General features: G+C 44.9%; 9 protein-coding genes. 6 read left to right on the forward strand and 3 right to left on the reverse strand.

Annotated elements, in window-relative coordinates; all coding sequences use genetic code 11:
* The first annotated feature begins 92 nt into the window (after positions 1–92).
* The 6 genes from Q1B11_RS15495 to Q1B11_RS15520 all read left to right on the forward strand — a co-directional run bounded on the left by Q1B11_RS15495 (position 93) and on the right by Q1B11_RS15520 (position 6,959).
* A complete protein-coding gene (locus Q1B11_RS15495) occupies positions 93–638 on the forward strand; it encodes a TIGR00730 family Rossman fold protein (RefSeq protein WP_299734227.1) in 546 nt (181 codons plus the stop codon).
* Complete coding sequence (locus Q1B11_RS15500; protein WP_299734228.1) at positions 635–1,237, forward strand: YqiA/YcfP family alpha/beta fold hydrolase; 603 nt, start codon at positions 635–637, stop codon at positions 1,235–1,237. The genes Q1B11_RS15495 and Q1B11_RS15500 overlap by 4 nt, the downstream gene beginning before the upstream one ends.
* A 69-nt stretch (positions 1,238–1,306) precedes the next feature.
* Positions 1,307–3,199 carry a DNA topoisomerase IV subunit B gene (parE, locus tag Q1B11_RS15505; protein ID WP_299734229.1) on the forward strand — a complete coding sequence of 631 codons (1,893 nt, stop codon included), beginning with the start codon at positions 1,307–1,309 and terminating at the stop codon, positions 3,197–3,199.
* Positions 3,200–3,338: 139 nt separating this feature from the next.
* A complete protein-coding gene (locus Q1B11_RS15510) occupies positions 3,339–3,980 on the forward strand; it encodes a Tn7 transposase TnsA N-terminal domain-containing protein (RefSeq protein WP_299734230.1) in 642 nt (213 codons plus the stop codon).
* Positions 3,977–5,980 (forward strand): transposase family protein, encoded by a 2,004-nt coding sequence (locus tag Q1B11_RS15515; RefSeq protein WP_299734231.1) that lies wholly within the window; start codon positions 3,977–3,979, stop codon positions 5,978–5,980. The genes Q1B11_RS15510 and Q1B11_RS15515 overlap by 4 nt, the downstream gene beginning before the upstream one ends.
* Positions 5,970–6,959, forward strand: a complete 990-nt coding sequence (locus tag Q1B11_RS15520) for a TniB family NTP-binding protein (RefSeq protein WP_299734232.1) — start codon at positions 5,970–5,972, stop codon at positions 6,957–6,959. Before Q1B11_RS15515 ends, Q1B11_RS15520 begins: the two co-directional genes overlap by 11 nt.
* Before the next feature lie 146 nt (positions 6,960–7,105).
* On the opposite strand, the gene Q1B11_RS15525 is transcribed toward Q1B11_RS15520, so the two are convergent.
* The 3 genes from Q1B11_RS15525 to Q1B11_RS15535 form a co-directional block, all read right to left on the reverse strand.
* Positions 7,106–8,236, reverse strand: coding sequence for a TniQ family protein (locus Q1B11_RS15525; protein WP_299734233.1), 1,131 nt, complete (start codon positions 8,234–8,236; stop codon positions 7,106–7,108).
* 6 nt (positions 8,237–8,242) lie between these two features.
* Positions 8,243–10,054, reverse strand: coding sequence for a TniQ family protein (locus Q1B11_RS15530; RefSeq protein ID WP_299734234.1), 1,812 nt, complete (start codon positions 10,052–10,054; stop codon positions 8,243–8,245).
* A 251-nt stretch (positions 10,055–10,305) separates the two neighbouring features.
* A complete protein-coding gene (locus Q1B11_RS15535) occupies positions 10,306–20,619 on the reverse strand; it encodes a calcium-binding protein (protein ID WP_299734235.1) in 10,314 nt (3,437 codons plus the stop codon).
* Positions 20,620–20,624: the final 5 nt, after the last annotated feature.

Here is a 20,624-nt window from a genome sequence, read left to right on the forward strand (position 1 = left end):
TATCAGAAATTGATCGCTGGTGCTTTTTTTCATTAAATCAGTTCATTTTTTACCCACAGATATCCCTGAAGAGCCAAAAATAGGAAGAATATATGAAGTCAGTAGCAATATTCTGCGGTTCCCAATCAGGACGACAGGACAGATACCGTCAAGCGGCTGAAGACCTGGTGGATGCTTTGATGGAGAGAGATATTTCTATTGTTTACGGTGGTGGTAATGTCGGGTTGATGGGTATTGTTGCGGACAGAGCAATGGCAAAAGGCGGTCATGTTATTGGCGTTATTCCCAATGCATTGGTAGAGATGGAAAGAGCTCATAATGGCATTAGTGAGCTGATCCATGTGGACAATATGAGTGATCGCAAACAGAAGATGTGTGAATTGGCGGACAGTTTTATCACCCTGTCCGGTGGTACAGGGAGTATGGATGAGTTATTTCAGGAGCTGACCCACAGGCAGGTGGGTTACCACAGTAAAACTTGTGCAATATTGAATACCGGAGGCTATTACAATCATTTGCTGGCTTGGCTTCAAAACGCTGTGGACGAAGGGTTTATTGATAAAGCGCGTTATGATCAGCTTATCGTTGAAGCGTCGCCGGAAGATCTGATCAGCCGGATGATAGAGAGCAAACAATGAAGCCATTATTGGTTTATCTTCATGGCTTGAACAGTTCATCACAATCCCTTAAAGCGATTCAAACGACAGAGTACGTTAAAAAGTCAGCGCTTGATCTGGAATTATGGATACCCGATCTACCCATCTTCCCATCCGATATTGTCCAGTGTTTGCAGAATCGTGTGACGCCATCGATTAATCAGCGTGATATCTACATTATGGGCAGCTCGCTTGGTGGCTTTCTGGGTACTTGGTTACAGAGTTGGTTAATTGAACAAGGGCATGAGCAGAAGCTCAGGCTCGTTTTGGTAAATCCGGCAGTGGTGCCTCATGAGCGCTTCGACGACTATTTGGGGCCGCAGAAAAACTTTCATACCGGTGAGGAATGGGTGATGACTGAAGGCTATGTTGAGCAACTGGTGCAGTTGGAAGTAAATAAACTGCCAGCTCCACAAGATACGCTTCTTCTGGTACAGACTGGAGATGAAACTCTGGATTACCGGCAGGCCGTTCATAAATACCAGCAATGTCGAGCTATAGTTCAGGAAGGCGGCAGCCATGGGTTTGATGATTTTGAAAAAATGTTGCCAGAGATCTTCGATTTTCTGACATCCGTTTGAACAAATCCCCCGGCTTTCGTTACACTCTCATCTTTCACCCTTTTTATCCGACCCTGTCAGCAAGGACTCATGGTTAAGAACGATTACAATGCCGAGGCGATTGAAGTCCTCAGTGGCCTCGACCCGGTGCGTAAACGCCCCGGTATGTACACCGATACCACTCGGCCGAATCATCTCGCCCAGGAAATCATCGACAACAGTGTGGATGAAGCTCTGGCAGGGTTTGCCTCTCAGGTAAAGGTCACTCTTCACAAAGATCAGTCCCTCGAAGTGGTGGACGATGGTCGGGGTATGCCGACGGATATTCATCCTGAACACGGCATCTCGGGCATTGAATTGATTCTGACCCGTCTTCACGCCGGCGGTAAGTTTTCCAACAAAAACTACCAGTTCTCCGGTGGTCTGCACGGTGTGGGTGTCTCCGTTGTGAACGCATTATCCACACGCCTGGAAGTGACGGTGCGTCGTGGTGGTGTTATCTCCGCCATGAGTTTCAAAGATGGCTACAAAGATGAAGAGCTGCGTGAAACCGGCACTTGCGGTCGTCGCAACACAGGAACCACCGTTCGCTTCTGGCCCGATGCCAGCTATTTTGATTCTCCTCGATTCTCTGTACCCCGATTAATGCACATCCTTCGTGCCAAAGCAGTACTTTGCCCTGGCCTTAAGGTGGAGTTTGATGACCAGATTTCCGGCGATGTGACTGAGTGGTACTACGAAGATGGTCTGAACGATTATCTTAAAAGTTCTACCCATGGTTACAGTGTACTGCCTTCCGAACCGTTTACCGGCACGCTAAAGGGTGAAAGCGAAGCGGTAGACTGGGCGGTGCAATGGTTGCCAGAAGGGGGCGAACTGCTCACCGAAAGTTACGTAAACCTTATCCCAACCCCCATGGGCGGAACGCACGTCAATGGCTTAAGAACCGGTTTGCTGGAAGCCATTCGGGAGTTCTGTGAATTCCGTAACCTGCTGCCCCGTGGTGTAAAGCTTGGCCCGGATGATCTCTGGGAAAACTGCGCCTACGTGCTCTCGGCCAAACTGGCTGACCCACAATTCTCGGGTCAGACGAAAGAACGACTGTCTTCCAGAGAGTGTGCCGGTTTTGTTTCCGGCGTAGCCAAAGATGCGTTTAGCCTCTGGTTGAACCAGCACACAGCGCAAGGTGAGCTGCTGGCTGAGTTGTGCATTAACAATGCTCAGAAACGCATGCGCAAAGCCAAAAAAGTGGCTCGTAAAAAGGTAACCCAAGGTCCGGCGCTGCCCGGTAAACTGGCAGACTGCTCGAGTCAGGATCTGGCGAGAACTGAACTGTTTCTGGTGGAAGGTGACTCCGCTGGTGGCTCAGCAAAACAGGCGCGCGATCGTGAGCATCAGGCCATCATGCCTTTGCGCGGTAAAATCCTGAACAGCTGGGAAGTGGATTCTTCTGAAGTACTGGCTTCTCAGGAAATACATGATATTTCTGTAGCGCTGGGTGTTGATCCAGCATCCGATAACCTTGAAGGTTTGCGCTACGGTAAAATTTGCATCCTTGCTGATGCGGACTCTGATGGCCTTCACATCGCAACACTGCTTTGTGCCCTTTTTGTACAGCACTTCCGCCCACTGGTGGAAAAAGGGCATATCTACGTTGCCATGCCACCGCTCTATCGAATTGATATTGGGAAAGAAGTCTTCTACGCTCTTGATGAAGCGGAAAAAGATGGAATTCTTGAGCGCATCAAGGCTGAGAAAAAGAAAGGCAAAATCAACGTACAGCGTTTCAAAGGGTTGGGTGAAATGAATCCGCTCCAACTGCGTGAAACGACCATGTCTGCTGATACCCGCCGCTTGGTTCAGTTAACTCTGGATGATGAGTTGGAAACTACTCAGCGAATGGATATGCTGCTGGCTAAAAAGCGAAGTGGAGATCGTAAAACCTGGCTGGAATCCAGAGGTAATCTGGTTGAAATTGCCTGATGATCTTTTAAAAATAAAATGACATTTATTAAAAAAAGATTGTCATTTGTTAAAAAAAGATTGTCATTTGTTAAAAATAAAGTGACAGGACTATTGTATAGGTCCATACTTCGCTCTAAACGGTACGTGGGTGCGAAGTATGCGACCAGGACAGTATGCCGATAAAAAAAGAGATCTACGCAAGCAAAAGGGAAAAAGCATAACAACATTCCCTAGTAAGCGTAAGATACCATTCCTTACTGAGAGTCCACTTGAGGCTGACTTCTGTTATCACTTGGATTATGACCTTGATGTGATCAGTTATGAGCCTCAGCCACTGGGCTTTTACTACCTTTTTGAGGGGAAAGTCTGCTTATATACGCCGGATTTTCTTGTTCATGACAAAACCGGATTCCATTACTACGAAGTTAAGTATAAAAAATATACGCAATCGAAATACTTTTCATCAGGTAGATTTGATGCGTGTGTAGAACAAGCTAGAGCTCTTGGGAAGTCCCTGTCAATAATTACAGAGGATTACATATATCAAAAGCCAAAATATAATAATTTAAATGTTCTTCATCAATACTTTGGTATGCAAGATATACCTTCTGAATTCATCAATAAGCTTAAAACTGAACTGCTTTCGGGAAATAAGAAAATAGAAAGTCTTTTAGATATTGAAGATCGAGGCTGTCAGTTAGGTTATATCTATCAACTTATAGCAGAAGGTTTTATAAAAACAGATATCCAGAATAAAGAATTGTCTATCGACGCTGTTGTCTCAATGGGGGGAGTATGAGACCAATTAAAAAAGGGATGAAGCTGAAAATTCAGACTAATGGCAATGAGTCACTAGTTATGATTGAGTCAGTAAATGGATCTAAGATACATCTTATTGATCTATATCTTGGGATGAAGTCTATTTATAGCTATAGTGAGCTGGCAGAATTAATTGATAAAGATATAGCGAGTTATGTCTTTACCGACGAAGATGAAAGTGAGATCAATAAAATTGGTAATGTTGACTTTATGTCATTGCCAGGGAGGTATAAAAAAGAAGCAAAAAGGCGCCTAGAATACATAGAACAAATAAAGGAAGATAGTATATCCGTATTTACAGAGAGTAAAATTCTTCCTTCTATCAAAAAAGTATCTCAAAGGCTAGAAGAAAAACCTCCTAGTTGGAGGACAGTAATCAGATGGATTAACTCATACAATAAAGCAGGTCAAAGCATAAGAGGATTGATTCCTAATTTTCACAGAATAGGAAGAGAAAAAGGACGCTTTAACAATTCGGAGGAAAAATTCATTGATGATGCTATTGAATCGTATAAAAAAATGGAAAGGCCTTCAATCAAAACAGTATATTGTAATCTTAAAGCTACTATTGAAAATCATAATCAAGAGGTCACAACTACACAAGAGTTGAAAGTTCCCTCATACCATACTTTCTACAGTCGAGTTAAGAGAATGGCACCCTTTGAATTATCTCAGGCCCGTGAAGGAAAGCTAATTACCCGAGCAGTTTTTAGAGAAAGGCAAGGCTATAAGAAAACCACAAGAATACTGGAGCGGGCAGAAATAGACCATACCAAGCTTGATTTGTTTGTTGTTGATGATGACAATGATATCCCACTAGGAAGGCCGATTATTACATCCATTATTGATCACTATTCACGTTCAGTTCTAGGGTTTAATATCGGTTTTGAAGCAGCTGATCATGTCTCTGTAATAAAAGCACTTAAACATGCGATTTCTACAAAATCATATATAAGAAAAATTTATCCTAAAATAATAAACGATTGGCCAGTTTATGGTAAGCCAGCAAGGCTGGTTACAGATAGAGGGAAAGAGTTTGAAAGTGCTTCCATGGATGATATATGCCTTGATCTAGGCATAGTACTACAGAGGAATCCTGCAAAGATGCCATGGTATAAAGCAAGGATAGAGTCTCACTTTAATGTTATCAATAGAGAATTGCTTGATGACATTCCTGGAAAAACCTTTTCTAGCATTCAAGATAAAAAAGAATATGATCCTGTAAAAAATGCAACGATTAGGTTTTCAAAGTTTATAGAATTGTTTCATATTTGGGTAGTAGATATATATCAACAAACGCCTAGAGCTGAAAGTACACTTGTGCCTGATAAATGGTGGAGGGATTCTGCTGAAAAATACCCGCCTATACCAGTATCTTTTAAAAAACTCGATGTTCTTATTTCACTGCCTGGAAAGAGGAAGATACAAAAATACGGGATTAAGCGTGATAATATAATCTATGATTCTAAAGAGCTTTTTGACTATCGATGTAAATATGGATTTGTTGAAGTTAAAATAAAATATAATCCTGATGATCTGGGTAAAATATTTGTTCTCAATGAGAATGATGGCTCGTTTTTTGAAGCACGAGCTGTTGATTTTGAGTATGCTGATGGCCTTAGTGTTTATCAACACAAGAAAATAAAGGAGCATCGGAAAAAAGAAATAGATAGTTGTATTAATCCTGTAAATCTTGCTAAATCTAAAAAAATAATGCAAGAAATAGTTGCTGGAGAATTGTTTCATAAGAAAACGAAGGCTAGATATCAGGCGAGCCGATTTGCAAAAAAAACTCAAACAGAAACTATTTCGAAAGTTAAGATAGAAAAAGAGGCGAAAAAGAAGAAGGATAAAAAAATAGAAAATAAGAGTAAAAAGACAAGTAAGAGAAGTGATGCAGGAAGTGCCTCTTTCGCTCCTAAAGATGACATTCAGGGGTGGGGGGATAATATCAAACTAGGGGGTTCAGATGAATTCTGATATTGAAAGTAAACTCGGAGATCTTGAGAATTTATTTATTGGCACTCCATATTTGCAAGAGATTATTGATGATATTGAAGACTTTAGAAAATTTGCAAGGTTGAATAATTATAAAACAGAACCGGATAGTATACTTATTACAGGGGCATCAGGTTCAGGAAAGACTTGGCTAATAAATGAAATAATTAGATTAAATCCAAGAATTGAGGAAGGCGATAGAACAAAAATTCAAGTTCTCAGTTCATCAATACCTAAGGCTAAAAGTGCTAAGCCTGTAGTGCAGACACTATTAAGCGATATAGGTGACCCACTCCAGGGAAAAGGAGATACTATTTCCGGCTTAACAAGTAGACTAGATACACTGATAAGGAATACAGGTACAGAATTAATTATCATTGACGAATTTCAACACTGCCTTGAAACTGATTCAAAAAAAGTTATTCATGCTATTGGTGACTGGGTTAAGACTTTAATCAACTTAAGTAAGAGGCCAGTAATTTTATTTGGTATGCCATGGTCAGATATTATTCTAGAAACCAATGTTCAGTTGGCAAGGAGATTTTGTATACATCATAAAATGCCAAGTTATGGTGTTAATAATTTTTCAGATTTTCAATGCTTTCTTTATGCTGTTGACAGGAAATTACCGTTTCCAAAAATATCTGGCCTAGCCGATAAGGATCTAGCTTTTCGATTGTTGTGTAGTACAGAGGGTAATATTGGAAAGCTTATGAAGAATGTTATAAAAAAAGCAGCAAGAAAAGCGATCATATACAAGTTTGATAGTATACCAAGGGAATATCTTGAAGATGCAGTTGGTAAGTATTGTGGCTACTTAAAGAATGATAACCCAATGCTTCTTCCAATCGATCAAATTAAATTTGAAGACAATGACAGTTTTGATCTTTATCCAAATAGTAAAATAATTTTTTCAAAGTCTAAAAGCATTAAAGGTAGCTTCTACTATTCAGATATATAGTGTGCTGGAGTGATTTACTAAAGATCATGTGTATAAGTAACGATCTGATCTGTAGTGTAGTAACCAAGAGGTAATATGACAACTCTGTTGTTAACTGTTTTTTTACTATTAGGTTGGGTTTATATTTTATATAAGTCTCCATAAAATTAATCTAAGTAGTTTATCTTTTCATAAATTGGTTTTGTTGTAATCTTGCCGCAGAAAAATCTTCTATCATCTATATGCTTTTGAATATAAAGCTTGTCTTTCGACTCTAGGTGGCTGGTCTTGATGTTTTCAGATGTGCATAAAAGATAAAGTGCTTTGATGTTTAAATCATCCTTTTTCCCAAAAAAAAGTCTGGTGTGTATTGATTCTTTGGATATGTCGGGAAAAATATTTCGTGCGAAATCTTCAGTAATATTTTTGTTTAATTTTCTTTTTATGAATCCAATCTCATTATAGTCAAAATCTTGTAAAAATGATCGTGTGAATTCTTCAACTGGAAGGCTTTTATGTTTTATTAGAATGTAGTCAAATGGGCGTATTAAGTATGAATATATTTTGACCAATGCATGATCTTCCTTGTAATCCAAGGAGGTTAAGTCTGATAGCAGTCGTCTCAATCCCTGTTTTGGGTTAATTATAATTTTTTTTGAAAATTGCTCGCTATCATAAGAAAGTATGTGCTGTTCTGAGGCTCTTTTTAAGGATATGGCTAAATTCTTAATTTGTCTTGCTAACATTCGATTTAGCATGAATAGTTCATGTATTTGAAATCTTCCAAATAACTCAATCTCAATATCGCTAAATGATTTTAAGATAGCCTGGTTGTATAAGCTATCAATGCTTTCCATTGACCGGCTTTTCCTTATATTCTGAACATTGGTTTTAAGTTTGATTGCTTGTGAGTTGATATCAGTTAAGTATTCATAATCTGTTAAATGCACTGGGCAAAATTTAAAAGCTTCCAGATGACTATGTATATGGTTATAACCTGTGCTTTCTATACATGCAGGGCAATAACGTAATAAAATTTTTTTACTTTTTGGTTTTAAGCTTTCATGCAAAAACATTGATTTTATATCATGCTTCTGAAGCTGCATCGAATTCTGCAAGAAGGAAACTATCTCCTGATCTTTTACCCAAATTAATCTATCAGATATGAATGGATTTTTTTTATATATATGCCAGTACAGAAGACCTATATTTTTCAATCCATTCAACTCTGCAACTCTTCGAAGATACCAGAGTATACTTTCATTCTGATAGCATCTTGGCCGGACAAGAAACTGCATACTTCTTTACCTTTTGTAGAGATTGACAGAGCCCCCATCGATCTTACCTCCCGATACCAAAGTCATGTAGCCAGTATTTTTAGATTCATAAAGGGTACCAGCTGCTCTTTGGGTGTAATATTTTTTTAAAAATGATTTTAAGCTTCTTTTATTGATTAATTTTACAGGTCTCTTGTTTCCAGTTAATTGACACATATCAAAATCTATGTAGCCTTTTTTCATCCATAAATAAATGGCATTTATGTTTACATTTAATACCCTTGCGAGCTCTCTGGGTTTGTATGCGTTAGTCTTATTCGAAAACCTTTCTGGCATAATCGGCAATGCTTGTTTGATTGATAAAGGTTGCTTTTTGTTGTTAATGAATTTATATTTTATTTTTCCATTCATCATTGATGAAATTGTATCGCATAGAGTAAGGCCAGTGAAATAATAATTCTTGATTACTTTTTCATAAGAGTAATCTTGTGGGAACTCTATATTTTTTTTTGAGTTTCTATTTAACTTTTTAATTAATTTCTCGATATCATTTTTAACAAAGAGATAGTCTCTAGTGTTTTTGGAACGAGTTATAATAGCTTTTATTAGGCCAGCTTCTACAAGATCTTTTAAGGTTTTTCTTTTTATTTCAAGTAAACTACAGGTTTCTGAAAATGTTAGTTTTTCTTTCAAATTCTTCTTCAGAATTCTCAATTCTTCTGTTTTATATAACGCACTGCCGTTCTTGGTGGTAGTTTTACTGATAAGGAGGTTGTCCTCATATGTATCAATCATTGCTAATGTACAATCTAAATAATTTGCGGATTGAATTTTTGTTTGGTAATTAAGATTTTCAGTGTCGATGTATATTTTTTCTGTATTACTCATGATTCGATCTTTCCAATTATTGATAATGTAGTTATCAAATTCATTGCTAAGTATTTTTTTCCATGGTGCTTCAGGAGCTTTCTTTATCAATGTATACAAATCACGAAAGCATTTCATTATCCCACTAGAGCCTTTAGATGACATGGGGTTTTTTGCATAGTAATCAAGTAATTCGTAATATCCATTTGGCCATCTTTCTAAAATGCTCCAACCTTTCAAGAAGAAATTTGATAGTTCTTTATTTGTCCAGCTTTGAATAGAAGGTTTTCCTGAGGATAGCTCCTTCTCATTATTTTTAGATCTGAATTTCCATAGAGACAACCAATACAGTAGGGTTAGGAAATCACTACTATTCAGCATTTCAAGTTCTTGATGAAGCAGGTAAGAACTATCATTTTTCCAGCTGATTATTTTTTTAGACATCTTTAGACTTTGTTGCGTAACAGGCCTTCCTAAATAAAGGTGTATTTTTTCTTTATCTTGGAATTGATCCAAATCTCCACGATACCAATTCAATCTTGTTGTTTTATCGCTATTTTCATCAATCAAGTTACACCTATGCTCTGGACATGCTGTAATTGCAGCTATATTCCATATAGCCCGTGCGTATCCATAGTCTCTTATACATCCGGGGCATATCCTTGGATGATGAAACCTAACTAGTTGTGCAGGTATTTCTATATCATCAATTATATATGAATCACTTCTTGGCCTGTGTGTGAAGCAAAGCTGTTTTATAACACATACTGGCAAATTCAGACTTTTGGCTATTGCTTTTACTTCAGCCTTTCCTGTAAAAATATTTTTAGCCGCAAGGCGGTTATTCTTCATTCCACCCCCGGCAATACTAATGACAGTTGAAGGGGACTTCAGGCCATTTCCTCCTGCCACACGTATCAGGTAACTGATCAGGCATTCATCTTCAAAGGGGAGCGGTCGGTAGAGTAGCATTCCTTGCCCTCTCGAATGTATTTGGTTTTAGCTTTTTTCAAAACCAGAAGTCCCACATCATCTTCTCATTGTCGTAACCTTTGCTCCCAACTGTATACAATAGATTTATAAAAAAGAGTTTAAAACGTAAAGAGCAGCAGTTTAGCCAGCTACTGGCATACTGTAAGTATGTACTTCTTCATCCCAAAGCAAAAGGCAGCACTAGTTACCCAGTACTGCCTTCATTTAAGCATTAATATAAGTTATGGATCTCAACTCCCTGTTGATTGCCAGTTCGCTGCAATCACCGGAGTGACCTGCTGACGAACATCCTGCGACAGTTGCGCCTCTCCGGCTGGAGGGGCATCAAATCCGGCCATGGCGTTGACCAGGTTTTCTACCTTATTAGCCAGCAGAACAGCATCACCGGTGCGGATTTCATCGAGCTTCTGGGCATCATTGCTGAACCAGTCCTGCACCGTGATCTGATCATCGGAGCCGATAACATCAATCAGAAGATCATCACCGGTGCGAGTGAACCAGAGGTTTTCCTCTTCAATGCCCGACAGTTGCAGTACATCCTGATCTGCGTCTGAATTGGAGAGGTTGTTAATGGTGTCAGCGCCACCACCGATACCGAAGTGATAGGTATCATTACCATCACCACCCATCAGGTAGTCATTGCCGCCGTTCCCCTGCAGGTGATCATCACCGGCACCACCATCCAGCATTTCAGCGTCGGAAGAACCAAGAATGATTTGATCACCCGCCTGCCCATTCAGAACCGTGGCGTAAGCCCGTTCGTCCGGCACACCCTGGTAGTCCGGTGAACCATTGGTATCGGGGTTGCTACCACCAAAAGCACCAAAGATCTGATCTGCTGTGATTTGACCGCCGGCTGCGAAACGGATGGTATCCACCACGTTGTCGCCACCGAGGAACCAGTCTTTCAAGGTGACCTGATCAGTGCCGCCTTGAATTTTCAGAATCAGATCCGTACCAAAACGACTCAGCCCAGAGGCGACCTGGTTGAAGCTGATCCCTTCAAACAGCAAGGTATCTGCACCACCGCCAGCATTATCGATCACATCCTGACCATCGCCAGCAGCAAATACGTAAGTGTCGTTACCACGACCACCTTTCAAAGTATCGTTACCTGCCTGCCCCGTCAGAGTGTCGTGACCATTGCCACCTTCCAGCAGATCATCACCGGCATCACCAGATAGTTGGTCGTCGCCGTTAAATCCACGGAGATGATCCGCAGCGGTAGTGCCTGCCAATGAACCATCGGCGCTAGCCGTACCATCCACGGTATTCAGCGTGCTTTCAGAAGGTGTAGGAATCGCCAGCCCAAAGGCGCCAAAGATTTGTGCAGCACTTAGCTGTCCACCGGTTTCAAAGGTGAAGGTATCAATCAGATGCTCTCCACCCAGGAAGAACTTCTTCAAGGTAATCTGATCAGGACCGCCATTCACCTTGAGAATCAGGTCATCACCCGACTTGGACAAACCTGAAGCCACCTGGTTAAAGGTAATACCGTTCACAAAGTGTACGGTGTCGGTACCGCCACCCGTGCTATCGACCACATCCTGACCGCTGGAGAAGTGATAGGTATCATCACCAGCACCACCTATCAGACGATCGTCGCCTGCACCGCCAATCAACGTGTCGTTTCCGGCACCGCCCAGCAGCACCTCATTGGCAGAGGTGCCTGTGATGACATCGTCACCGCCTAAACCCGGCACCGTTGGCTCGCCAGTCTCTCCACCCTGGTTGTTCTCTTCACCAGTCTCTTCACCAGAATTGCCACCGGTTTCACCACCGTTACCAGTATCCGGCGTGCCGGTCTCTCCGCCATTACCATTTTCACCACCCGTCTCACCGGTACTGCCATCACCACCATCAGGCAGGGCTGTCAGTAACGATTCAAAGCGGGAAGCCGGTATGGCGTAACCACCGTCAGAAGGTTGCACATAGCTGATGGCTTTCTCACCACCCAGGAAGTGATCTTTCACCCGCAGTTGTTGCTGCAGATCGTTATCCAGCAGTATGACTAGGTCATTGCCGTCTTTATGGAAACTGATCTGGTCACGACTAATGCCGCCGTTGAACAGCACCCAGTCAGAGCCACCTCCGGTAGCATCGATGGTATCTACACCATCACCGGCTTTATAATAGTAGTGGTCGTCGCCAGCACCGCCATCCAGCGTGTCGTTACCGTCTTCCCCGTTGATCACGTCGTTGCCGGCACCACCCATCAGAGTGTCATCACCGGAGTTCTGACCAGAGCCATTACCTCCAATCAGGCGATCATTTCCATCGCCGCCTTCAAGCCGGTCATTGCCCGACATTCCGAACAAGGTGTCATCGCCACCTTCACCCAGAATCTTGTCACGGTTAGCGCTACCCACTAAACGCTCACCGTCGTCCTTGCCTTTCACTACGGAATCAAAGTCCGGATCGCTGCCACCTTCAACCAACTGATTGATCTTGTCGGTGTTGATCATAAAACCACCGTCCGGCTGCACAGCATCCAGCGCCCAGTCACCACCCAGGAAGTGGTTCTGCACACGAATGGACTGACCTTCCTGATCTTTAACCGCGATCAATAGGTCATCGCCATCACGGCTGAAGTCCAGAGATTCCAGGGTTGCACCGCCCTGAAGTAACAGCAGCCCTTGTCCGCCACGGTTATCAATCACATCCGCGCCATCGCCTATAGCCCAGAGGTAGGTATCCTGACCAGCGCCGCCTATCAGGGTATCATTACCCCCTTCTCCGCGGAGTTGGTCATTGCCCTCACCACCGAGCAGCGTGTCGTCCCCGGCACCGGCATCCATGTAGTCGTTATCCGCACCGCCTTCCATGCGATCATTGCCTTCTCCGCCAAACAGCTTGTCTTCGCCAGACTGCCCAAGCAGTGTATCGTCACCACTGCCGCCGGAGAGGGAGTCACCACCCAGGCCGCCTTCCAGATAGTCGGTACCTTCTTTACCCTGCAGGTTATCGTTGCCATCGCCTCCAAATAGACGATCATCGCCGCTTTCACCGTCGAGATAGTCATCACCGGCATCGCCATGAATTTCATCATTACCGGCACGACCCCAGACTTTATCGTCTCCGGCACCGGCATGGATTTCGTCGTGATGATCCCGATAACCAAACAGCTTCTGATCGTCTCCATCGGTTCCAAACGTCACCACCTGCTCTTCCAGGTCGGCATCGGACAGGATGGTGCCATCGGCAAACTCAAAGCTGTTGATCTTGAAATGTTCGGTGGGTTCCTGGAACCAGTTCTCGATGGTGATCTGGTCACTGCCATTGCTGTGGCTGATGATCATATGGTCACCACGGCGAGCGTAGGAAAGATCGCTGGCGGCAATGCCTTCACCAAAACGCAACCTATCAAACGACGCATCGCGATTGGTATAAGCTTCACCCGGACGCCGCTCAATCACACGGTCAGCACCGTCACCCAGATTGAACAGGTACAGGTCATCGGTGAAGCCACCATAAATAGTGTCGTCACCTGCGCCACCTTCCAGGGTACTCAGAACACCTCTTTCCCAAGGCTGGCTGTTCACAATCAGGGTATCATTACCTACATCCCCCTTCAGGGTACTGCCACTCTGGCCGGTGATCACATCCTGACCGTCGCCACCCACTAAAAGACCACTGCCTTCCAGAGTGTCGTCACCCTCGTTACCAAACAGATCACCACGGCCAGATAATTTGTCATTACCTTCACCACCACGCAGGGTGTTATTACCAGTGTGGTCGGTGAGCACATCATCGCCAGTGCCGCCATGCAGTGTGTCATCGCCCCAGTCACCGTTCAGCGTGTCGTTGCCACCGTCACCAAAGAGCTGGTCATCGCCGTCGCCACCGCTGAGGTCGTCATTCTGATCACCACCAAGAAGCTGATCATTGCCATCCTGGCCGAGCAGGGTATCGACACCTTCACCACCTTCCAGGCGGTCATCGTCATCTCCACCTTCAAGACGGTCATCGTCCTGACCACCCAACAGAACATCCCGACCGCTTTCACCATAAAGCGTATCGGCTCCGCCACCGCCGTCGATCTGATCATGGCCTCCCTGACCATGAACCACATCATCTCCACCCAACGAGGTGATCGCATCATTCTCAGCATGGGCAAGAATCTGATCATCAGCTTCAGTGCCTTTGACCGACTGAACCAGAATGTCGTCTGTATTCCAGCGGGTACCGTTGGCAAATGTGATGACATTAATGGCACCAAGGCTGACAACACCCGCCTGGTCGGTAAAGTGGTTGAGGACACGAACACTGTCATTACTGTCCGCATGACGGGTAATGAGCAGATCATCGCCCTGTCGGCGAAGTAACACATCATCGTCGTTCAGATCTTCAAAGATCAGGGTATCGATGCCGGCACTGTCTTCAATAACGTCGCTGCCATCACCGGCTGCAAAATGATAGGTGTCATCACCAACGCCACCTTCCAGTCGGTCATTGCCAGTACCACCACGCAAACTGTCATTACCGGCATTACCCACCAGAGTATCGTTACCAGCGTCACCGGAAAGCACATCGTTTGTCGTATAACCACGGAGCAGGTTATCGCCACCATCGCCAAGCAGTGCTTTATCCAGTAGGAGCTCTTTGTTCCAGACAGTGCCATCAGCAAACGTCACTGTATCCAGAGCGTATCTGGAATGCCCTTCATCCTGGAAGAACCGGGAAACAGTCACCTGATCAGTCTCGCCGTAACTGAGCAACAGATCATCACCAGCCCTTGATACCGCAACACGGTCCGGTGAAACACTCTCTGCAAAGCGAATAGTATCTGTGCCGTCACTATCGTAATTATGAATCACATCCTGCCCATCTCCTGCAGCAAAATGATAAGTGTCAGCACCTTCACCACCTGTCAGGGTGTCATTACCCAAGCCACCGGTTAGTTGATCATCACCGGCTTCGCCTTCAAGGGCATCGTCACCGCCATCACCAGAAAGTATGTCATTACCAAAACCGCCCTGAAGACGATCCTGGCCTTCACCACCACTGATAACGTCATCTCCGTCATAACCCAGCACATGGTCATTACCATCGAGAGCAGCCACCTGATTCACCAGATTATTGCCCTCAATCACATCATCAAGGCCGGTGCCTTCCAGTGTTTTTAGGTTAATCGCTGTTTTATCGAGAACCTGTGTAATGTTTTCAGAGCCAACCAGCGTCAGACCGCTCTTTGGCAAATCATTGTCAAAGAAATACTTGAGCGTCACTTTGTCTTCAGGGCTGTCGCGGAAGGACAAAGTCAGGTCATCATCCACCCGGCGGAAAGTGATCTGATCCAGATCAAGACCTGTCAGCAATAATCGAGTCTGATCCTGATAGTTATCTCGAATCTCATCCTTTCCATCACCCTTGGCAAAGTAGTAATCATCAGCCCCATGGTCGCCACTCAGAGTGTCATTTCCCTTGCCCCCTGTCAGTGAATCGTTACCATAACCACCGTAGAGCCGGTCATTACCGGCACCACCGGTTAACTGGTCATCATTCTGGCCACCATCAAGGTAATCGTCCCCTTCGCCGCCCAAAAGCTGGTCATTGCCGGCATCACCATAGAGAGAATCATCATTCTGGCCACCATCAAGATGATCATTACCAGCACGGCCGTAAAGAGAATCTTCACCCTCTCCACCTTCAAGATGATCATTCCCAGACTCACCATCAAGGTAATCCTGACCTGCACTGCCTTCTAAGTGATCATCACCTGTGCCACCATAGAGATGGTCATCACCCTCTTCACCCGTCAGGCGATCATTGCCTCCCTTACCATAAATACGATCATCACCAAGGCCGCCAGTGAGCTCATCGATAGTTTCATAGCCATAAAGCGTGTCATCACTGTCGGTGCTCTGCTGAACCAGCGATTTCACGGTAGCAATATCCCATTGCTCACCACCGGCAAACTCAATGACATCCAGAGCATAACCACCGACGGCGTCCCGACTGAAATAATCACTGACCGTGATAACATCACCGGTTTCACTGAACGTCAGCAACAAATCATCCTGTGAACGGGTTGCTCTCAAGGCATCGGGGGCAATACCTTCCTTAAAGCGCAACACATCATGGCGACCTTCACTGAGGTCATGGTTATTAATAGTGATGTTGCCATCACCGGCACCGTATAGATAGACGTCACTGCCAATACCACCATCCAATCGGTCTGTACCTGCACCTCCGTCAAGAACATCGTCACCAGCACCACCAAATAACTGATCATCGCCGCCAAGGCCGCTCAGTTGATCATTGGAGCTGTCATAGCCACGAATAATGTCGTTACCCTGTGTAGGCAACAGTACTTTTTGTTTAACCGTTTCAATATCCCAGTGGGTACCGTCAGCAAATAGAATGGTGTCAACGGCATAGTTACTGGTGACATCATTGTTAAAGTAATATTTGACCCGAATTGACTGACTATCGCCGTCTATCTTGATCAACAGGTCATTATTCTGTCGATGCACTGAGGTATTTTCTGGCAGAATTCCTTCACCCAGCTCGATCAGATCGACATCATCACCCAGGCTGGCTTCAGTGATCGTATCAAAGCCATCTCCCTTGGCAATGCGATAAGTATCATTACCAGAACCACCCTGAAGAGTGTCACCAGCGCTTCCACCTACCAGAACATCATCACCACTGCCACCGTAGAGCTGGTCACTTCCACCATCCCCAATAAGCTGATCATTGCCGTTCTGCCCATAAAGGCGATCAATACCTTCTCCGCCGGTCAGGGTATCCTGTCCATCTCCGCCATATACCGTATCGTTGCCTTCACCGCCCTCTACAGTGTCGCTGCCTGCCCCGGCATGAATAACATCATTGCCCTTCAGGCCACTCAGTTGATCATCCGATGCATACCCCCAAAGTTCATCATTCCCGTCTGTTGCCAGAAGTACTTTGGCTTTGATGGTTTCAACATCCCATTGTGTTCCATCAGCAAAATCAATCGTGTCAACCGCGTAATTGGTGCTCCCATCACTGTTAAAATAGTTGCGAACCCGAACTATCTGGTCGTCTGCTATGTGCAATAAAAGATCAGTATTCTGTCGTCGAGCCACCACACTCTCCGGTGAAATCCCTTCACCCAATTGAATGCGATCCGTATCACTGCCACGCCAATATTCGGTAATGGTGTCGTGTCCATCTCCTTTGGCAATCACATAGGTGTCGTTGTCTGCACCGCCTTCCAGGCGATCATCACCAAGACCACCACTTAGCGAGTCATTTCCACTGCCGCCATACAGTTGGTCTGAACCATCATCACCGGCCAGTCGATCATTACCATTTTCACCATAAAGGCGATCAATACCGCTGGCACCGTCCAAAATATCCTGTCCGTCACCGCCATAAACGGTATCGTTTCCTGCTCCCGCATCAACAGAATCATTACCACTCTGGGCACGAATTACATCATCCCCTGCCAGACCAGAAAGAGTATCGTCCGAGCCATAACCCCAAAGCTCATCATTGCTATCGGTAGGAACAATTACCTTGCTCTTGATGGTTTCGATATCCCATTGGGTACCATCGGCAAACTCAATGGTGTCCACGGCATAGTTCGTGGCAGCATCGCTGTTAAAGTAGTTATTGACCCGAATAGATTGACCATCGCCGTCTATAGAAATCAGCAAGTGCTGACCATGACGATGAACCGAGGTATGTTCTGGCAATATACCGTCACCCAGGAGAATACGATCAGAGTCATTTCCGCTGCGGTTTTCGGTGATAATGTCCTGCCCATCGCCCTTGGCAATCACATAGGTGTCGTTGCCGGCACCGCCCTGTAATTGATCATTCCCGGCGCCACCAACCAGCCGGTCATCACCACTGTAGCCATAGAGCGCATCATTCCCCTCTAAGCCCGTGAGTTCATCGCTGCTGTTGTTATAGCCTCGAATGACATCATTCTGCTCAGAACCTTTAAGAACCACCGCCTTAACATCATCGATACTCCAGGCAGTACCATCCGCAAACTCGATCAGTTGCAAGACATATTCACTGGCAGCGTGATTTTTAAAATAACGTTCAACCCGAATGCTGTCAGTTTCTGAAGTGTTCAGAATCAGGTCATCATTCTCACGAATAACCTCGACAGATTCAGCATTAATGGTGTCATTAAACCGGATACGGTCAACCCTGCCGCTGCCATTGTCGTAGTTATGAATCACATCCAGACCATGGCCGGCACTGAACAGGTAGGTGTCATTACCCAGACCACCGTTCAGCTCATCATTACCTTCACCTCCAATCAGTTCATCGTTACCCGCATCACCGGAGAGTGTGTCATTACCTGTTTCACCGGCAATCACGTCATCGCCGTGGAAGCCGTACATCTGGTCGTCGCCCGCTTTGCCAGCCAGCTCATCAGCCAGCCCCGTACCAAAAATCAGGTCATTCTCTTCCGTAGACTCTGATACCAGTGAAGCAAGAATTTCCGCCTGATTGAGTACAGTACCATCAGCCAGCTCTACCGCTTCAATCGCCCCTTCTTTTAACGTACCATCGAAATCAAAGTAGTTATCCAGTTGAATTTCATCGCCGGTATATTGACCTTCACTGTCTTTCAGTTTGATCCACACCGTGGTCAGGTTGCGGCTGAACTCAAGATTCTCCCGGTTCACACCTGCACGGAAGACGATCTTGTCGTTGCCGGCACTGTCGTATATGCGATCTTTACCGTCACCTTTATCAAAGAAATAGCTATCATCACCAGCACCACCAAATAAACGGTCATCGCCGCCTTTACCGTAAAGCACTTCATTACCACTGCCTGTGGTCAGATAGTCATTGCCGGCAGTACCCACCGCATTTTTGCTATCCAGTAAGGCAGCCATCACCGGCGAAGTCACGGATACACGGTTCAGAGAATCTTCAACACCACGGGCAAGCTCAGGGGAATAACTGCCCAGTCTGCGAGCCATATTGGCCAGTTCAACGATCCTGTCATCACTGGTGCCCAGCAGTCCGGTCAGGTGTTCTTCAAATCCTGTCCAGTCTGGCACAAAGCTTTCACTGGCCTCATCGTACTTCAGAGTAATGGCATCAAAAGCACTTTTATAATGACTCTGAGCCAACAGTTGCGATTCAACAAAGGAAGCAAACCGGTTAAATTGCTCAATCAAAACCGGTGCAGCACGGCCATGGGGGTTCGGGTCTTTCTCACCCCAGCACCAGGTACCGACATAGGGGGTGCCGGTCAGCTTCTCCAATGTTTCCAGCTGGCGGGCATCCATCACATGGCCGTAAACTTTGGTCGGGTCACGGCTATAAGGATCAATATCACTGACACCGGCCCATTGATAAATGATCGGCTCCAGCAATTTCTGCCGCTCTCCCGCATCCTCAGTATTGATGTATTGAGTCACCAATGCCTGCAGAGTTTCATCGGAAGCCATGGCCACCTGCAAATCTGGCAGCTCTCCATAACCGACAGCATTGGGAAGTGCCTTGAGCTCATCACTTAACTCAATATCGCCTACATAACGGGTACGTGCCGGGTCAACCTTGAACCATACGTCAGTCGCCGTTCCTTCACTGCCATCCTCTCGGGTAAAGCTGCCAGTTTCGCGGTGTTCATTACCAGCGGCGTCTTTGGTTTTACCAGCAGCGTATTCGGTATTAATGGCAGCTACACCAGCATCCGCCATAGACAGCAACTCATCACTGTCTACCACGCCATTACTGTTGGCATCTTTCCAGACTTGAAGTGTCGCCCAGGCATCATCGGACTGGTTAAGAACACCATCACCATTGCTATCAAGATCCTTAAGGGCTTCAAATCCATTTGCCGCTTTTTCACCATTACTGAGTGTCGTCTGGTTGCCAAAAAGCTCGGTGCCATTGGAAATCTGGCCATCTTCGTTTCGATCGATCACCAGGAGGCCATCGTCTTGGCCAACCCAACCGGTTTTTTCTGCCAGCAGGTTGCCATCGTGATCGAAGTAAACGCCTTCTGACTCATTGATGGTTTCTACACCATCGCCGTCTAAATCAAGGATAATTGGGGAGGTGAGGTTTTCAGCTCCATTGAAAGTAGGGGTTTCAAAAATGGAGTCAAATAGACCCAAAAATCGTTGGAACGCCCCTGATGCATACATCTCATCATAAGCACTTGTTAATGAATCAAAGATATACGTACCGCCCTCAGGCCTCACAAGTGAATATACTCCTAAAGCTACACCGGCAATTGTTGCTATCAAAGCTGCAGCGCCAGCGCCTGCGGCTAAAGCAGCCCCGCCTAAACCTGCTAAGCCTAGGCCTAAAACATCCTGGATAGTATTATCACTAACGTAGCCTTGGTCTATTTCCCCCTTTAGTTTTTCAGCCACGATGCCTGCTTGTATAGCTTGGGCTGCTGGAAGGCCTTTGCCGGCAAGTTGTGACATAGAGTCTAAGGCACCATATAAGTCAGCTGCGGCGTCCAAAGCCTTGCCATCTGAGTAGTTTTCAGCAGCTTTTGCTATTGAAATACCAGATGCTTTTCCATTAATAATATTAATAGCCGCTTTTGTATTACTTAAATTTGCCATGATAG

The sequence above is a fragment of the uncultured Endozoicomonas sp. genome (genome assembly GCF_947495845.1).
GTDB lineage: Bacteria > Pseudomonadota > Gammaproteobacteria > Pseudomonadales > Endozoicomonadaceae > Endozoicomonas.

Excerpts from the sequence above, each read along its gene's own strand:
- Q1B11_RS15530 (WP_299734234.1), bottom strand. The coding sequence starts at position 10,054 with ATGCTACTCTACCGACCGCTCCCCTTTGAAGATGAATGCCTGATCAGT.
- Q1B11_RS15520 (WP_299734232.1), top strand. The coding sequence starts at position 5,970 with ATGAATTCTGATATTGAAAGTAAACTCGGAGATCTTGAGAATTTATTT.
- Q1B11_RS15525 (WP_299734233.1), bottom strand. The coding sequence starts at position 8,236 with ATGCAGTTTCTTGTCCGGCCAAGATGCTATCAGAATGAAAGTATACTC.
- Q1B11_RS15515 (WP_299734231.1), top strand. The coding sequence starts at position 3,977 with ATGAGACCAATTAAAAAAGGGATGAAGCTGAAAATTCAGACTAATGGC.
- Q1B11_RS15500 (WP_299734228.1), top strand. The coding sequence starts at position 635 with ATGAAGCCATTATTGGTTTATCTTCATGGCTTGAACAGTTCATCACAA.
- Q1B11_RS15535 (WP_299734235.1), bottom strand. The coding sequence starts at position 20,619 with ATGGCAAATTTAAGTAATACAAAAGCGGCTATTAATATTATTAATGGA.
- Q1B11_RS15510 (WP_299734230.1), top strand. The coding sequence starts at position 3,339 with ATGCGACCAGGACAGTATGCCGATAAAAAAAGAGATCTACGCAAGCAA.
- Q1B11_RS15495 (WP_299734227.1), top strand. The coding sequence starts at position 93 with ATGAAGTCAGTAGCAATATTCTGCGGTTCCCAATCAGGACGACAGGAC.
- parE (WP_299734229.1), top strand. The coding sequence starts at position 1,307 with ATGGTTAAGAACGATTACAATGCCGAGGCGATTGAAGTCCTCAGTGGC.